A 16,198-nucleotide genomic window follows, 5' to 3' on the forward strand; every position below is an offset into this window, starting at 1 on the left:
CGTGACCCTCCAGGTGGGAATATCGCACCGCAGGCCGAGCACCTCGGCCCGGGATGAAGGTACGGCGGTGCGGCGAACCGACACAACACATATGGAAGAGGCGTATCCACAGTGCCAGAGCTAACGTCCAGCCGTCTCGCGGAGGAGTTCCCCGGAAACGAATGGTTGGTCGCCGACATATACGACAAGTACAAGGCGGACCCCGAATCGGTGGACCGCAAGTGGGCCGACATCTTCCGCAGGCTCGAGGATGAGTCTCCGGCCCGCGCCTCCGAGACGCGGGCCGGCAATGGCGCCGCCCAGCAGTCCTCGTCGACCTCTTCCTCCCCGACCACCCGTTCTGCGACGACGACCTCCGGCACCGCCGCCGAGAGCCGCCCCACCGCAGCGAACCAGAAGAGCCCCCGCAGCGAGAGCACCCCCAGCACGGCCAAGCCCGCCGAGCCGGACCATCAGCAGAAGCCCTCCGGGGAGAAGACCACCACCGGCAGCCGCCCGGTGGCCCCGAAGCAGCCCACCACGAAGAAGTCCAAGGACTCCGGGACCACACCGATCCCCTCGGAGCCGTCCCCGGGCCGCGGTGACGACGCCCCGAAGGAGAAGAAGCAGGACGAGGTCACGGTCCTGAAGGGCATGTCCAAGGCCATCGCCGCCAACATGGACGCCTCGCTCTCCGTCCCCACCGCCACCACGGTCCGGGCGGTGCCGGCGAAGCTGCTGATCGACAACCGGGTGGTCATCAACAACCACCTCAAGCGCACCCGCGGCGGCAAGGTCTCCTTCACCCACCTCATCGGCTACGCCATGATGAAGGCGTTGCGCGCGAACCCATCGATGAACGTCACCTATGACGTCAAAGACGGGAAGCCCGCGGCCGTGCAGCCCGCCCATGTGAACTTCGGCCTGGCGATCGACATGCCGCGCCCGGACGGCACACGTGCCCTGGTGGTGCCGAACATCAAGGCTGCCGAGGACATGAGCTTCACCGAGTTCTGGGCCGCCTACGACGACGTCGTCAAACGTGCCCGGGACAACAAGCTCACTCCGGACGACTACGCCGGCACGACCGTCTCGCTGACCAACCCCGGCGGCATCGGCACCGTGCACTCGGTCCCGAGGCTCTCCAAGGGCCAGGCCTGCATCGTGGGCGTCGGGGCCCTGGAGTACCCCGCAGAGTTCCAGGGTGCCTCGGAGAAGACGCTGAATAAGCTGGCCGTCTCCAAGGTCATCACCTTGACCTCGACCTATGACCACCGGGTCATCCAGGGCGCCGGCTCGGGCGAGTTCCTGAAGACCATCCACCAGATGCTGCTGGGCGAGAACGGCTTCTACGACGAGATCTTCGAGGCGCTGCGCATCCCGTACCGTCCGGTGCGCTGGTCGGCCGACATCCAGGTCAACCCCGAGGACCAGATCAACAAGGTCGCCCGGATCCAGCAGCTCATCCACGCCTACCGAGTGCGCGGTCATCTGATGGCCTCGGTGGACCCGTTGGAGTACCGGATGCGCGAGCACCCGGACCTGGAGATCGAGTCCCACGGCCTGACCCTTTGGGACCTGGATCGGGACTGGCCCACCGGCGGCTTCGGCGGCAAGCAGATGCTGCCGCTGCGCAACATCTTGGGGGTGCTGCGTGACACGTACTGCCGCAACACCGGCATCGAGTACATGCACATCCAGTCGCCCGAGGAGCGCCACTGGTTCCAGGACGAGATCGAGCACCCCTACGAGAAGCCCTCGCGTGACGAGCAGTTCCGCATCCTGGGCCGGCTCAACTCCGCCGAGGCCTTCGAGACGTTCCTGCAGACCAAGTTCGTCGGGCAGAAGCGCTTCTCCCTGGAGGGCGGCGAGTCGCTGATCCCGCTCCTGGACGTGATCCTCTCGGAGGCCGCGGACGAGGGCCTCGGAGAGGTCGCCATCGGCATGGCCCACCGTGGGCGGCTGAACGTGCTGGCCAACATCGCCGGCAAGACCTACGCGCAGATCTTCCGCGAGTTCGAAGGTCGCGAGGCCGGCATCGGGTCCGGGGACGTGAAGTACCACCTGGGCACGCGCGGGTCCTTCACCTCCGACCGGGGAAACTCCACCAGCGTCTATCTGGCCGCGAACCCCTCGCACCTGGAGGCGGTCGACCCGGTGCTGGAGGGCATCGTGCGCGCCATGCAGGACAGGCTGGACCAGGGCCCCGACGGGGTGAACGCCTTCTCCGTGCTGCCGCTGCTGGTGCACGGCGACGCAGCCTTCGCCGGCCAGGGTGTGGTCGCCGAGACGCTGAACCTCTCCCAGCTGCGCGGATATCGCACGGGCGGCACCGTGCACGTGGTGGTCAACAACCAGGTCGGCTTCACCACCGCTCCGCAGTGGGGCCGTTCGATGACGTACTGCACCGACATGGCGAAGGCCATCCAGGCGCCCATCTTCCACGTCAACGGGGATGACCCGGAGTCGGTGGCCCGGGTGGCGTCGTTGGCCTTCCAGTACCGCCAGCGGTTCAACAAGGACGTCATCATCGACCTCGTGTGCTACCGCCGTCGCGGCCACAACGAGGGCGACGACCCGTCGATGACCCAGCCGAAGATGTACAACCTCATCGAGGCCAAGCGCTCGACACGACGGCTCTACACCGAGAACCTGGTCGGACGCGGTGACATCACCCAGGACGAGGCTGACCAGGCCCTCCAGGACTATCGGCAGCGCCTGGAGCGGGTCTTCACCGAGACGCACGCGGCCCAGACGCAGCCGGTCTCGACGATCTCCAGCACCGGAGGCGACGAAGACGCCGTCGCCCCGACCGCTTCTGAGCTGGAGGAGGACGTGCCCGTCCGGGGAGCCACCGACACGGCGATCTCGGAGGAGTCCCTGGCCCACATCGGCGAGGTGCACACCAACATCCCCGACACGTTCACTCCCCACCCCAAGCTGAAGTCGCTGCTGGAGAAGCGTGCCAAGATGGCCCGCGAGGGCGGCATCGACTGGGGCTTCGCGGAGATCGCGGCCTTCGGCTCGCTGCTCATGGAGGGCATCGAGGTCCGCCTGGCCGGCCAGGATTCCCGACGCGGCACCTTCGTCCAGCGGCACGCGGTCTTCCACGACCGGGCCAACGGCGATGAGTGGTATCCGCTGAAGAACCTCACCGAGGACCAGGCACGGTTCTTCATCTATGACTCGCTCCTCTCCGAATACGCCGCGCTCGGCTTCGAGTACGGCTACTCGGTGGAGAACCCTCAGGCCCTGGTGCTCTGGGAGGCGCAGTTCGGCGACTTCGTCAACGGGGCACAGACCGTGATCGACGAGTTCATCGCCACCGCGGAGCAGAAGTGGGGCCAGCGATCGTCAGTCACGATGCTGCTCCCGCATGGTTATGAGGGCCAGGGCCCGGACCACTCGTCGGGTCGCCCGGAGCGGTTCCTGCAGCTCTGCGCGGAGGACAACATGACCGTGGTCATGCCCTCCACCGGTGCGAACTACTTCCACCTGCTGCGCCGCCAGGCCGTCGCCCGACCGCGCCGTCCGCTGATCGTCTTCTCTCCGAAGCAGCTGCTGCGCCTGAAGGCCGCGGCCAACTCGGTGGAGGACTTCACCTCCAAGACCTTCCAGGAGGTCATCGGTGACGAGACGGTCGACCGTGCGAAGGTCCGGCGGGTCCTGATCACCTCGGGCCGGCTGTACTACGACCTGGTGGCGACACGCACCAAGCTCGAGGATGAGACCACCGCGATCGTGCGTCTGGAGCAGCTCTACCCGATGCCGGTCGACCAGCTGCGCGAGGAGCTGGCCAGCTACCCGTCGGCGACGGATTTCATCTATACGCAGGACGAGCCGGCGAACCAAGGCCCGTGGCCGTTCCTGGGGCTGAACCTCCAGCCGCTGCTGGATCAGGACCTGCAGCTCGTCTCACGCCGGGAGTCGGCCGCCACCTCGGTCGGCCAGGCCCGCCGCCACGCCAAGGAGCTCGACAAGCTCCTCTCCCAGGCGTTCTCGCACGTGGACGGATGAGCGTGTCCCCGCGCTGAGCCGGTGGCTCCGGAGGCCGTCGACCCGAAGGGTCGGCGGCCTCCGCTGTCTCCGCCGCGCGGCACGTCAGGAGACGGATTCGACCACGTGGGCCGGGGTGATGAGCTCCAGTGGCGCGTCCGACACCGACGGCAGACAGCTGAGGCGGTAACGTCAGGGGAAGGAAAGTCGCTGTCCGCCAGCCGTCCCCCCGGCGACCCGGGTCCGGACGGCGTCACAGAGGAAGGGACGACGTGGATCGCAGCATCAGAATCGTCGCCGTCGGCAATGAGCTTCTCACCGGAGCGGGGGACCCCCGCGCGCTGGGGTGGCTCGGCCGCGTGCTGGCGAAGACCCCCACGGAATCCGTGCAGCTTGAACCCTATGTGCTGGCCATGCCCGGGGAGGGTACCGAAGCGCTCTCCCACCGCTGGCAGGCCGAGGCCGCCCCGAGGTTCGGCGAGGACACCGAGAACCACCTGATCGTGGCCCTGAACGACATCGATCTGGACAGCACGACCTCCTCGGCACGTTCGCGGCTGAACCTGGCCAACATCCTGGATCGCGCGAGCCAGGAGGGGATCCGCTGCCTGGTAGTCGGTCCCCCACCGGGCCTGGACCCGGAGCGCAACCAGCGGCTGGCCGAGCTCAACACCGCCTATCAGGACGTGGCCTCACGCCGATCCCATGTCTACGTCGACACCCTCACCCCGCTGGTTCAGCACGAGCAGTGGCGCCATGATCTCGCCGCCAACGACGGGGTCCCGGGCCAGGCCGGCTATGGGCTCATCGCCTGGCTGGTGCTGCACCGTGGCTGGTATCAGTGGCTGGGTCTCCGCGAGCCTGCGGCCTGAGTCGGCCGCGCCGCCGTCCGGTAGGATGGAGCGCAGCCGACGAAAGGAGTTCCCCTATGAGCAAGCGTGGACGCAAGCGCAAGGACCGCCGCAAGAAGAGCGCCAACCACGGCAAGCGGCCCAACTGCTGACTCGTCTCGGACCTGTTCTCAGGTCTGAACGCTCCGCAGCGAGCCCGCGAGCGTGAGGCCGCGGCGCGCGCCGTGCCTCCTCCGGCGACGGAGGGCCACGGACAGCAAGCGCACAGAGAAGGGCAGAGCCCCCGCAGGATCACTCCGGCGGGGGCTCTGTCATGTCTGCAGGTGCGGCTGGGGTCAGCGGCGACTCTCGTGCCCGGCCTCGATGCGGATCTCGCTGATCCGCTCCATGATGGTCACCTTCAGCGTGTCTGGAGCGCGCTCCGCGCAGGACCGACGGATCACGGACCGGATGATGCATTCCAGGTCGTAGTCGGAGGCGCAGTCCGGGCAGTCATGCAGGTGGGTGCGGACCTCTTCGAGGTCGTCTCTGCTCAGCGCGCCGTCGAGGTACTCGTAGATGCGCTCCATCCGCTCCTCGGCCTCCCGACAGTCCCCGCCGAGGCATTCCTCTGTGATGCGGTCTTCGCTCATTTTCGAGCCTCCTGCTTCTTGAAGCCTCGTTCGCGGGCATAGTCGGTCAACAGTTCGCGCAGCAGCTTGCGGCCACGATGCAGTCGGGACATGACCGTACCGATGGGGATGTTCAGGATCTCGGCGATCTCCTTGTAGGCGAAACCCTCGACATCGGAGAAGTACACCGCGAGGCGGAACTCCTCGGGGATCTGCTGCAGGGCGTCCTTGACGTCCGAATCCGGAAGGTGGTCCAGCGCCTCGGCCTCGGCCGAACGCAGCCCGGTGGAGGTGTGCTCAGCGGCCTGCGCCATCTGCCAGTCCTCCACGGTGTCCGTGTTGGCCTGCTGGGGCTGGCGCTGCTTCTTCCGGTAGATGTTGATGTAGGTGTTGGTGAGGATCCGGTACAGCCACGCCTTGAGGTTCGTCCCGGGCTTGTACTGGTGGAAGGCCGAGTAGGCCTTGGTGTAGGCCTCCTGCACCAGGTCTTCAGCGTCCTGCGGATTGCGCGTCATGCGCATGGCCGCAGAGTAGAGCTGGTCGACATACTGCAGTGCATCGGACTCGAAGCGCACACGACGCTGGGCATCGGTCTCCTCGGCCACATTCACGTTCTCGTCACGGTCTTCCATCACCCATGAGTCTACGCGCATGGGTGGGACCGGCGTCGTGGCGGGGTGCTCCAGCGTGCCTGTGGTCATGGACAGGACAACGACGAAGCATGGTCCACAATTCCCCGACCGGGGCTCATTGGGTAGATTGTCTTCTGGACGATGCCGGACGCCACATGTTCCGGCATCCACCGCTCAACCGAGTTCACAGCACGCGGAGCCGGGCGAACACCCCGACGCCGCGGCGCCACAGGAGGTTCCCATGTCCCTGATCCGCAAAGTCGCCCGCCCGCTGCTCGGCGCCGGCTTCATCGCCGACGGCATCGACCGCCTCCGCAACACGGAGGAGGCCGCCGAGAAGCTGGAGCCCACCCTGGAGGAGCTGAGCTCGCTGATCCCCCAGGCGGAGATCGTGACCGCCGACCCACGTCGCACCGCTCAGGTGCTGGGCGGCGTCGAGGTCGTCGCCGGTGTCGCCCTGGCCATCGGCCGGTTCCCGCGGCTGGCCGCCTTCACCCTGGTCGGGGTGCACAAGGTCAACAGCTATGTGGAGCTTCGCAGCGCGGGCCTCGAGTCCGTGGAGGACCTGACCTCTCAGCGCGACACGCTGCTGAAGAACCTGGCCATCCTGGGCGGGCTCGGCCTGGCCGTCGCGGACCTCGACGGCAAGCCCTCGCTGGGCTGGCGCGCCGAGCACCTGGCCACACGGTCCCGGAAGAAGGGGGCGCAGTTCCGGGACAAGACCTACCAGTGGGCCGAGGACTTCGGGGACGACGCCGTCAAGACCGCCAAGGCCCTGGAGCGTGACGCCGCCAAGAGCTTCAAGCGTGCTGAGAAGGAGGCCGTCAAGGCCATCTCCGCAGCCGCGAAGGAGGGGAAGAAGAAGGCGGAGGACGCGTTCTGAGCACCGCCATGTCTGCTGACACTCCCCCGGTGCCCCCGACCCCGTGGCCTGCGCCGCGTGCGGGGGCACCGGTGCGTGGAGAGGTCGTCGTCCCGGCCTCGAAGTCGCTGACGAATCGACTCCTGCTGCTGGCCGCACTGGCCGACGGCCCCTGCCTGGTGATCAACGCCCTGGAATCGCGCGACTCCGCGCTGATGCTCGCTGCCCTGGAGCAGCTCGGCGCCGGGGTGGAGCACATCTCGGACCCGGCGGGCACCGGCGAGCAGGCCGTGCGGATCACCCCGCTGCCGTTGGACCAGGCCGACCGCCCCTCCGCCGGGCACACCTCCGTCGCACACGCCCCAGAGGTCCGGGTGGACTGCGGCCTGGCCGGCACCGTGATGCGGTTCCTGCCGGCTGTCGCGGCGCTGACCGGCAGGACCGTGCACTTCGACGGCGACCCGGAGGCCCGGGTGCGCCCCATGGGGGCTGTGCTCCACGGCCTGGCCGAACTCGGCGTCGCGGTGACTGGGGACGCTGGATCCGCCCCGGGAGGGTCCTCGAAGCCAGCTTCCCGGGCCCCCTCCACGCTGCCGTTCACCTTGCACTCCCCCGGCGGGCTCGACGGCGGCGAGGCGGCCATCGACGCCTCGGCGTCCTCACAGTTCGTCTCCGGCCTGCTGCTGGCCGCTCCTCGCATGACCCAGGGCCTGACCCTGCGGCACTCGGGCACCTCCGTGCCGTCACTGGAGCATGTGGAGATGACCATGACGGTCCTCGAACAGCTCGGTGTGACGGTCAGCTCCCCGCAGCCCTTCACCTGGCGGGTGGAGCCTGGACCGATTCCGGCCTTCACCGTCCGGGTGGAGCCCGATCTCTCCAACGCCGGTCCCTTCCTCTGCGCGGCCGCCGTCACCGGCGGCGAGGTGGTCATGCCCGGCTGGCCGAAGACCTCCACACAGATCGGACGCCGCTGGACCCGCCTGCTGGCGGACTTCGGCGCAGCGATCTCCACCACCGAGGAGGCCGGCGGGGAGACTCTGACGCTGACCGTCCGCGGGCCGCAGCGGCTCACCACGCCGGGCACCGTCGACGGCACTGCGGAACTCACCCCCACCGTGGCGGCGCTGGCGGCCCTGTGCGAAGGCGAGACGACGTTCACCTCGGTGGCTCACCTGCGAGGCCATGAGACGGACCGCATCGCCGCCCTGGTGGCGGAGATCCGCCGTCTGGGGGGCGAGGCCGAGGAGACCGACGACGGATTCCGGGTCCTGTCCCCCATCTCACACGGTGGGCTGGTGCGAAGCTATGCCGACCACCGGATGGCTACCTTCGCCGCCGTCCTGGGTCTGGTGGTCGACGAGGTGGAGGTCGAGGACATCGACTGCACCGCGAAGACCATGCCGACTTTCCCGCAGCTGTGGCAGGACCTGGTCAGCTCCGGCCACTCGGGAGACGCTGAGACGCCATGAGCCGCCACTGGTCCTCACGCCGGGAGTGGGACGAGTCCGACATCCGATTCCGGCCGAACAAGCGCGGCTCCCGCCCACGCACCAAGGACACCCCGGAGCATCCCGACGCCGAGCTCGGCCGCGTGGTCACCGTGGACCGCGGACGCTACACGGTGCGCATGCACCAGGGAGAGGACGCCTCCTCCTCAGGCCCCGAGAGCCGGGCCCCACTCGAGGAACGGGTGGTGCTGGGCGTGCGCGCGAAGGCGCTGCGCCGCACTCCGGTAGTCCCCGGCGACGTCGTGGCCCTGGTGGGCGACACCTCCGGCGAGGAGGGGACGCTGGCCCGTCTGGTACGCATCGAGGAGCGCTCGACGCTGCTGCGCCGCAGCGCCGACGACACCGATGATGCCGAGCGGGTCGTGGTGGCCAACGCCGACCAGCTGCTCATCGTGGTCGCCGCGGCCGACCCGGCGCCGCGGACCGGCTTCATCGACCGCGCCCTGGTGGCCGCCTATGACGCAGACATCGACCCGATCCTGCTGGTCACCAAGGCGGATCTTGCCGAGGACCCCGAGGATCCGGCCGGGCTGATCAGCCACTATGCCGAACTCAGTCTGGCCGCGGTGATCTCCGGGCACGCCGAGGAGGACGGGGAGCTCGAGGCGGGCGCCCCCGCGCCGGGCCTGGACCCTGCGGCCGTCACTCGACTGCGCGGCCTGCTCTGCGGCCACGTCACGGCGATGATCGGGCACTCCGGCGTCGGCAAGTCCACGATGGTCAATGCGCTGACCGGCGCGGATCGGGCCATCGGAGGCGTCAACGCGGTGACCGGACGGGGTCGCCACACCTCCTCCTCCGCCGTGGCGCTGAACCTCGAACCGTCCTCGGAGCCGGGATCCCCGCTGGACGAGGCCGCCGCTCGGGACTCCTGGATCATCGACACGCCCGGGGTGCGGTCCTTCGGGCTGGCCCATGTGGACCCCGATGACGTGCTGGCGGCCTTCGGGGACCTGGTGGAGGGCTCGACCGGTTGCGAGCCGGGCTGTGCCCATGCCGCACCCGAGGGCGGCTGCGCTCTGGACAGCTGGGTGGAAGACGGACACGCGGGCGCGCACGGCCCGAGCAGGCTGGCCTCGCTGCGCGGGCTGCTGTCCTCACTGGCCGGTTCGGCTGAGGAGCAGGACGAGAAACGACTAGGGTTGTCCCCATGAACCACCGCTCGAGCCCCTACACCGAGGATCTCCGCCTCGCCCACATGATCGCCGACTCGGTGGACGCCCAGACGATGGCCTCCTTCCAGTCCATGGACTTCACCGTGGAGACCAAACCGGACCTGACACCCGTCACCGACGCCGACCGGCGGGCCGAGGAGACCATCCGTGGCCAGCTGGGCCGCACACGGGGCCGGGACGCGATCTATGGCGAAGAGTTCGGCTCCTCCGGGTCGGGGCCCCGACGGTGGGTCATCGACCCGATCGACGGGACCAAGAACTTCGTGCGCGGCGTCCCCGTCTGGGCCACGCTCATCGCACTGGTGGACCACGGGGAGCCGGTGGTCGGGGTGGTGAGCGCCCCGGCGCTGAATCGCCGCTGGTGGGCCGCCAAGGGTGGCGGCGCCTACACCGGCAAATCTCTGGCCGCGGCCACCCAGCTGGGGGTCTCGAAGGTCGCCACGTTGAAGGACGCGTCCTTCTCCTACTCCTCGTTGGCAGGGTGGCGGGAGATCGGCCGGATCCACAACTTCCTGGAGCTGACCGACACCGTGTGGCGGACCCGCGCCTACGGGGACTTCTGGTCCTACTGCATGGTCGCCGAAGGATCCGTGGACCTGGCGGCAGAGCCTGAGCTGGCGCTGCATGACATGGCCGCCCTGGTGCCCCTCGTGACCGAGGCTGGAGGGCTGTTCACCTCCCTGGACGGCGAACCCGGCTGCACCGGGACGAACGCACTGGCCACCAACGGCCTGCTGCACGAGGCGGCGCTGGGCGCCCTGGCGGCGGACAACCCCACGCCATGGACGGATGAGGGACCCGCTGGGAGCACCGTGCGGCCGGTCGCCGGGGAACCGGCGGAGTCAGGGGAATCAGTGGAGATCGGCGACCCCTGAACCACCCCTGCTTGCAGCTTTAGGTATGCCTAAACCATACTGGAGCCATGCGCCACTCCACGACGACGTCCACGGCCGCACTCCTCGCCCTCGGTGCGCTGCTGCTCAGCTCCTGCTCCCCTGCCGGAGGATCGGACAGCGGATCGGATGAGGCAGAGCCCAGCAGTGAGGACGTGCCGGTGGTGCTGACCACCTTCACCGTGCTGCAGGACATCGCCGCCGAGGTCGGGGGCGACCGGGTCGACGTCCGCTCCATCACTCCGCTGGGGGCGGAGATCCACGAATATGACCCCACCCCCGGTGATGTGCGCGACGCCGCGGAGGCGGATCTGGTCCTGGCCAACGGCCTGGGCCTGGAGGCCTGGCTGGAGCAGTTCCTCGACCAGTCCGAGGCGTCCACCGTCGTCGTCACCGATGACATCGATCCGCTGTCGGTGACCCGGCTGCCCGGCCATCCGGACGACTCCACGGAGATGCCGATCAACCCCCATGCGTGGATGTCTCCGCAGCAGGGCGTGAAGTACGTCGACGCGATCGACGAGGCACTGACGGATCTCTCCCCCCAGGACGCCGAGGTCTTCGCCGAGAACGCCGATGCGCTGCGCGAGGAGCTTGAGGATCTCGACGCCGAGGCCCGCGACCGCGCCGAGCAGCTCGACGACGTCCACCTGGTCACCTGTGAGGGCGCCTTCAGCTACCTGGCCGAGGACCTCGACCTCGGCGAGCATTATCTGTGGCCGGTCAATGCCGACGACGAAGGTTCGCCCCAGCAGATCGAGGCGCAGATCCGCTACGTGCAGGACCATCAGGTCCCCACGGTGTTCTGCGAGTCGACCGTCAACGAGGCCGCCCAGCAGCAGGTGGCCCAGGACTCCGGCGCCGAGTTGGGCGAGCCGCTGTATGTGGACTCCCTCTCCGCGGAGGACGGCCCGGTGCCCAGCTACCTGGATCTGCTGCGCCATGACCTGGAACTCATCCTCGACGGGGCGGACGCGGAGGGGTCCGGCCGATGAGCCAGTCGGCCCCTGACGCCATCGCAGTGCACGGCCTCAGCGCCGGGTACCCCGGAGTGCTGGCCCTCGAGCAGGTGGACCTCACGGTGACGCCCGGTCGGCTCTGCGCCCTGGTGGGTGCCAACGGCTCGGGCAAGTCCACGTTGTTCGCCGCGCTGCTGGGGCTGCGCGCCCCCGCCGCCGGACGGGTGCGGCTGTTCGGCCGGAGCCCTCAGGCGGCACGTCGACGCAATCTGGTCAGCTACGTCCCCCAGCATGATCAGGTGGACCATTCCTTTCCGGTGACGGTGGAGCAGACCGTGATGATGGGTCGCTACGGGCACATGGGCTTCACCCGCCGCCCCCGGACGGCGGATCGCGAGCGGGTCGGTGCGTCCCTGGACCAGGTGGGCCTGGGCGGACTTCGGACGCGCACGATCGGCGAGCTCTCAGGCGGGCAGCGGCGGCGCGTATTCCTGGCCCGTTCGATCGCCCAGGAGGCGCCGCTGATGCTGCTGGACGAGCCTTTCGCCGGGGTGGACCGGGCCTCGGAAGAGCTGATCGTCGCCGTGCTGCACCAGCTGCGCGACGCCGGCACCACGCTGCTGGTCTCCACCCATCACCTGGAAGGGATCCCTGAGCTGGCCGAAGAGGTGGTGCTGCTGCACCGCACCGTGCTGGCCTCCGGGCCTCCCGAGGCGGTGCTCACCGAAGAGCGCCTGGCCCGGGCCTTCGGTACGGTGCTGGGGCTGGGTCCGGAGCTGCCGGGATCGGAGGGGCAGCGATGAGCACGTTGTCCGAGCTGCTGCTGGGGCCCCTGGAATTCGGGTTCATGCAGAACGCCCTGCTGGTGTCGGTGGTCGCCGCGGCGGTGTGCGGCCTGCTCTCCTGCTGGCTGGTGCTCATGGGCTGGTCGCTGATGGGAGAGGCGGTCGCCCACTCCATCCTTCCGGGCATCGTGCTGGCCTACATCTTCGGAGTCCCCATGGCCGTGGGCGCCTTCGTGTTCGGCATGCTGGCGGTCGCACTGATCGGGGGGATCAGCACCTCCTCGACGTTGAAGCACGACACTGCCATCGGCGTGGTCTTCACCTCGCTGTTCGCGCTGGGCCTGGTGCTGATCTCCCGGACCCCGAGCCAGACGCACCTGCAGCACATCCTCTTCGGCAATGTGCTGGGGACCTCCCGGACGGACCTCTACCAGGTCCTGGTGCTGGGCGCGCTGACCGCGGCGGTGCTGCTCATCAAACGCCGGGACTTCACGCTGCTCGCCTTCGACCGGACCTTCGCCCACACCATCGGTCTCTCGACCGCCGGACTCTCCGCGGTGCTGCTGATGCTGTTGGCACTGACCACGGTGACCGCCCTGCAGACACTGGGGATCATCCTGGTGGTGGCGATGCTGGTGATCCCCGGGGCGACGGCGCTGCTGGTCACCCGCACCTTCGGGCCGATGCTCGCAGTGGCCTCGTCCTCAGCGGTGGCCTCGGCGGTGGTGGGGGTCTATGCCAGCTACTGGCTCGACATCGCCACCGGCGGCACGATCGTGCTGGTCCAGGCCGCGCAGTTCACTGCGGCCTACCTCTTCGCCCCCCGGAAGGGCCTGCTGGGCCAGGCGGTGCGGCGGCATCGTCCGGCGGCACCTAGAATTGACCAGGCTTCCGCGTCCACCGAGAGGACCACATGACCCCGCGCACCTCCGCCCAGGGACGCTCCACCCGCACCGCCTCGGCGACCACATCGGTGGAGGACTACGCCAAGACCATCTACGGGCTGGCCGAATGGGACGACGCCGCGGTGACCGCGTCGGCGCTGGCCAGGACCCTGGGCGTGTCGAACCCGTCGGTGACGCTGATGGTGCGCAAGATGGCAGACCTGGGCCTGGTGGACCATCAGCCGTATGCCCCGATCCGGCTGACCGAGCAGGGGCGCCAGCTGGCTCTGGCGATGGTCCGCCGTCATCGACTGATCGAGACCTGGCTGGTGCGCGAGCTCGGCTACGGCTGGGACGAAGTCCACGAGGAGGCCGAGCGGCTCGAGCACGCCGTCTCGGAGAACTTCGTGGACCGGCTCGACTCCCGCCTGGGGCATCCACGGGTGGACCCGCATGGTGACCCCATTCCCGGCCCGGACCTGAGCATGGACTACCCGGACACCGAGCTGCTGTGCCGGGTTCCGGCCGCCTCGGCCGTGCGATTGGAGCAGGTGGACGACGGAGTTCCGGACGCGCTGCGGATCCTGGCGGAGCAGGACATGGAGATCGGTGCGCAGGTGCAGGTGACCGCCTCCGACTCCGGCGACGTCGTGGTGGCCCGCACCGGAGCGGGGGAAGGCATCCGACTGGCCCATGAGCTGGCTCACGCGATGCGGGTGTCGGTGGTGACGACCTCCCGGCCGTCGTCGTCGACGCCGCTGTCCGAGGACGCCACAGGCTGAACCCGAGGCAGCTTCATCCGACCGGGCTGCACCTCCTGGGCCGTGCGGCGTATTAGGCTTGGACGGTGTCTTCTCCCGTCACACCCGCTCCCGCCGCAGCGGCGCCGACAGCTCCCCCGCTGCCGGCGCTGATCCTGCTGGTCGCCTGCGCCGGAGCTGTGGGCGCCCTGCTGCGGCTGAGCCTGGGGCAGGTCATCCCTGAGCACGGCATGAAGTTCCCCTGGACGACGCTGCTCATCAACATCACCGGCTCCGGGATGCTCGGGATGCTCACCGGGATCGCAGCGGCCCGGCCGGCGCTGCGCCGCTGGGCGGTGCCGGTGCTGGGCACCGGGCTGCTGGGTTCCTACACGACCTTCTCCCTGGTGATCCTTGCGGTGATGCCCGCGGTGCCCGGCGGAGCCTTCGAGAAGCTCAGCGCCGTGACCTACGTGAACCCGGGGACCGTGGAGATGCTGTTCTATCTGCTGATCAGCGTCATCGCCTCCACCGGGGCCGCCGCGGCGGGGATCACCGTGGGTCGGGCGATCTTCGGAGGTGTGGAGGACCCCTATGTGCGCCGCAGTGCGCGGTCGGATTTGGATCCTGGGGGTGAGAGAAGATGACCACGACCCTTTCGGTCGCTGTGGTTCTCGGGGTGGCCCTGGGCGGTGCGACCGGAGCGGTGCTGCGCCTGCTGCTGGACCGCTATGTGCGCTACGGCATCCTGGTGGCGAACTCGCTGGGCTGCCTGTTCCTGGGCTTCCTCTTCGGGAGGTTCTCCGCGCTGACAGCCCTGGAGGCCGTGCCCGAGTCCGGGGTCTTCTCCCCCGGTGTCATCACGGTGGTCAGCTACGGGCTCATCGGTGCGCTGAGCACCTTCGCGACGGTCTCGCTGCGCGCGGCCCAGCGATGGGTGGACGGTCACCGGATGCAGGCCGCCTGGATCTGGCTGGTCAACGTCGCCTGTGGCTTCCTGGCCGCCGGCATCGGGCTGGCGCTCTCCGGGCTCGCGGCTCTCTGAGGCACCTCCGCGCGGCGTGGGGACGGCCTGTCGGGGGGCTGCCACGCGACGGGTCCCCGCGGACCGCGCCGACCGACGCCGCGTGGTGTGATCCCTCACACAGGGAACGGCCTGGGTGTATCATGGACAGTCGGCTCTGCGGCCGGCCATGCGGCCGCGGGCACTGGCCCCGATGCAGCTGCGAGGAGGTGGCACCATGGCGAAGAAGAACTCACGCAAGGGTCCCAAGGACCCCAACAACAATGTGGTCGCCACCAACCGGAGAGCACGGCACGACTACAACATCCTGGACCGCTACGAGGCGGGGATGGTGCTGACCGGCACCGAGGTGAAATCGTTGCGCGAGGGGCAGGCCTCTCTGACAGATGGCTTCGCCGCGTTCTCCTCCGGCGGCGAGCTGTGGCTCGAGCAGGTCCACATCCCGGAGTATCTGAACGGCACGTGGACCAATCACAGCGCCCGCCGGAAGCGGAAGCTGCTGCTCCATCACAAGGAGCTGGTCAAGATCACCCGGCAGATCGAGTCGCCGGGCCACACGATCGTCCCTCTCCAGCTGTACTTCAAGGATGGCCGCGCAAAGGTCGAGATCGGCATCGCCCAGGGCAAGCGCGAGTTCGACAAGCGCGAGACCCTGCGCCGCAAGCAGGACGAACGCGACGCCCAGCGCGCCATGCGCTATCGCAACCGCGGCGCCGCCTGAGGCTCTCCTGGGCGCCACGCACCGGGTGCGCTGACCTGTCGACCAGCACACCTCCGCAGGGAGGACCGCATAGAAAAGCCCCGCCAGAGAGACCCTGGCGGGGCTTTTCGTGGAGACGGCGGGAATCGAACCCGCGTCCGATCTGGCCTTGCATGGACTTCTCCGGGCGCAGTCTGCGCATCGGGTGTTACTCGGCCCCAGCCATCATGCAGACAAGTGGCTGACCCGGGCCCAGTCGTGAAATTGTCGAGCGACGTCCCCACGACAAGGACGGCGTCCAGTGGCTATCTAGCTGATGCCGGCTGCTGAGTCGACAGCAAACTCAGGCCGACAGACTCGCGGTCGCTGCTATCAGGCAGCGAGGGCGAAGTCAGTGCGCTTAGAATCGGCACTTATTGTTTTGCAGAGTGGTATTTACGAGGTCACCCTACATCCTCGGCCCGCTTCCCCATGCTCAACTCAGATCGTCGAAACCGATCGTCCCCTTATGCGGTTGTCAATCACCGTCCCTGCCGCACCATCGGTGCGGAGCAGGTGTTCCAGTATAGGACAACCGAGGCAGGGGCCACAATATT

General features: G+C 68.6%; 16 protein-coding genes and 1 other RNA gene. 14 read left to right on the forward strand and 3 right to left on the reverse strand.

The window, feature by feature from the left end; genetic code table 11:
* Positions 1–111: 111 nt before the first annotated feature.
* From ODE13_RS00440 to ODE13_RS16905, 3 genes are all read left to right on the forward strand, one after another.
* Positions 112–3,996 carry a multifunctional oxoglutarate decarboxylase/oxoglutarate dehydrogenase thiamine pyrophosphate-binding subunit/dihydrolipoyllysine-residue succinyltransferase subunit gene (locus tag ODE13_RS00440; RefSeq protein WP_322477501.1) on the forward strand — a complete coding sequence of 1,295 codons (3,885 nt, stop codon included), beginning with the start codon at positions 112–114 and terminating at the stop codon, positions 3,994–3,996.
* A gap of 251 nt (positions 3,997–4,247) precedes the next feature.
* Positions 4,248–4,847, forward strand: coding sequence for a GDSL-type esterase/lipase family protein (locus ODE13_RS00445; RefSeq protein ID WP_179542462.1), 600 nt, complete (start codon positions 4,248–4,250; stop codon positions 4,845–4,847).
* Between the two features lie 56 nt (positions 4,848–4,903).
* Positions 4,904–4,978, forward strand: a complete 75-nt coding sequence (locus tag ODE13_RS16905) for a 50S ribosomal protein bL37 (protein WP_378937354.1) — start codon at positions 4,904–4,906, stop codon at positions 4,976–4,978.
* A 183-nt stretch (positions 4,979–5,161) separates the two neighbouring features.
* Here the strand turns inward: ODE13_RS16905 and rsrA are convergent, their stop codons facing one another.
* Both rsrA and ODE13_RS00455 read right to left on the reverse strand, forming a co-directional pair.
* The gene (rsrA, locus tag ODE13_RS00450; RefSeq protein WP_322477502.1) at positions 5,162–5,458 is read right to left on the reverse strand and encodes a mycothiol system anti-sigma-R factor; all 297 of its coding nucleotides are present in this window, start codon (positions 5,456–5,458) and stop codon (positions 5,162–5,164) included.
* Positions 5,455–6,069, reverse strand: coding sequence for a sigma-70 family RNA polymerase sigma factor (locus tag ODE13_RS00455; protein WP_218881941.1), 615 nt, complete (start codon positions 6,067–6,069; stop codon positions 5,455–5,457). Before ODE13_RS00455 ends, rsrA begins: the two co-directional genes overlap by 4 nt.
* A 241-nt stretch (positions 6,070–6,310) precedes the next feature.
* Here ODE13_RS00455 and ODE13_RS00460 point away from each other — a divergent pair, with 241 nt between their 5' ends.
* The 11 genes from ODE13_RS00460 to smpB all read left to right on the forward strand — a co-directional run bounded on the left by ODE13_RS00460 (position 6,311) and on the right by smpB (position 15,623).
* Positions 6,311–6,952: a DoxX family protein gene (locus ODE13_RS00460; RefSeq protein ID WP_179542460.1), complete on the forward strand. Its 642-nt coding sequence runs from the start codon at positions 6,311–6,313 to the stop codon at positions 6,950–6,952.
* Positions 6,953–6,981: 29 nt separating this feature from the next.
* Positions 6,982–8,403 (forward strand): 3-phosphoshikimate 1-carboxyvinyltransferase, encoded by a 1,422-nt coding sequence (gene aroA, locus ODE13_RS00465; protein ID WP_322477503.1) that lies wholly within the window; start codon positions 6,982–6,984, stop codon positions 8,401–8,403.
* Positions 8,400–9,596 carry a ribosome small subunit-dependent GTPase A gene (locus tag ODE13_RS00470; protein ID WP_322477504.1) on the forward strand — a complete coding sequence of 399 codons (1,197 nt, stop codon included), beginning with the start codon at positions 8,400–8,402 and terminating at the stop codon, positions 9,594–9,596. Before aroA ends, ODE13_RS00470 begins: the two co-directional genes overlap by 4 nt.
* A complete protein-coding gene (gene hisN, locus ODE13_RS00475; RefSeq protein ID WP_322477505.1) occupies positions 9,593–10,492 on the forward strand; it encodes a histidinol-phosphatase in 900 nt (299 codons plus the stop codon). The genes ODE13_RS00470 and hisN overlap by 4 nt, the downstream gene beginning before the upstream one ends.
* A 47-nt stretch (positions 10,493–10,539) precedes the next feature.
* Positions 10,540–11,505 (forward strand): metal ABC transporter solute-binding protein, Zn/Mn family, encoded by a 966-nt coding sequence (locus ODE13_RS00480; protein ID WP_322477506.1) that lies wholly within the window; start codon positions 10,540–10,542, stop codon positions 11,503–11,505.
* Positions 11,502–12,272, forward strand: coding sequence for a metal ABC transporter ATP-binding protein (locus ODE13_RS00485; protein ID WP_322477507.1), 771 nt, complete (start codon positions 11,502–11,504; stop codon positions 12,270–12,272). The genes ODE13_RS00480 and ODE13_RS00485 overlap by 4 nt, the downstream gene beginning before the upstream one ends.
* Entirely contained in the window at positions 12,269–13,171 is a 903-nt protein-coding gene (locus ODE13_RS00490; protein ID WP_322477508.1) for a metal ABC transporter permease, read from the forward strand. Before ODE13_RS00485 ends, ODE13_RS00490 begins: the two co-directional genes overlap by 4 nt.
* A complete protein-coding gene (locus ODE13_RS00495) occupies positions 13,168–13,920 on the forward strand; it encodes a metal-dependent transcriptional regulator (RefSeq protein WP_322477509.1) in 753 nt (250 codons plus the stop codon). The genes ODE13_RS00490 and ODE13_RS00495 overlap by 4 nt, the downstream gene beginning before the upstream one ends.
* Before the next feature lie 65 nt (positions 13,921–13,985).
* Entirely contained in the window at positions 13,986–14,525 is a 540-nt protein-coding gene (locus ODE13_RS00500) for a CrcB family protein (RefSeq protein ID WP_322477510.1), read from the forward strand.
* Entirely contained in the window at positions 14,522–14,923 is a 402-nt protein-coding gene (locus ODE13_RS00505; protein ID WP_322477511.1) for a CrcB family protein, read from the forward strand. The genes ODE13_RS00500 and ODE13_RS00505 overlap by 4 nt, the downstream gene beginning before the upstream one ends.
* A gap of 196 nt (positions 14,924–15,119) precedes the next feature.
* Positions 15,120–15,623: an SsrA-binding protein SmpB gene (gene smpB, locus ODE13_RS00510; RefSeq protein WP_179542451.1), complete on the forward strand. Its 504-nt coding sequence runs from the start codon at positions 15,120–15,122 to the stop codon at positions 15,621–15,623.
* 107 nt (positions 15,624–15,730) lie between these two features.
* On the opposite strand, the gene ssrA is transcribed toward smpB, so the two are convergent.
* Positions 15,731–16,108: a transfer-messenger RNA gene (gene ssrA / locus ODE13_RS00515) on the reverse strand.
* Positions 16,109–16,198: the final 90 nt, after the last annotated feature.

Source organism: Nesterenkonia sp. HG001 (assembly GCF_034438835.1).
GTDB classification, from domain to species: domain Bacteria; phylum Actinomycetota; class Actinomycetes; order Actinomycetales; family Micrococcaceae; genus Nesterenkonia; species Nesterenkonia xinjiangensis.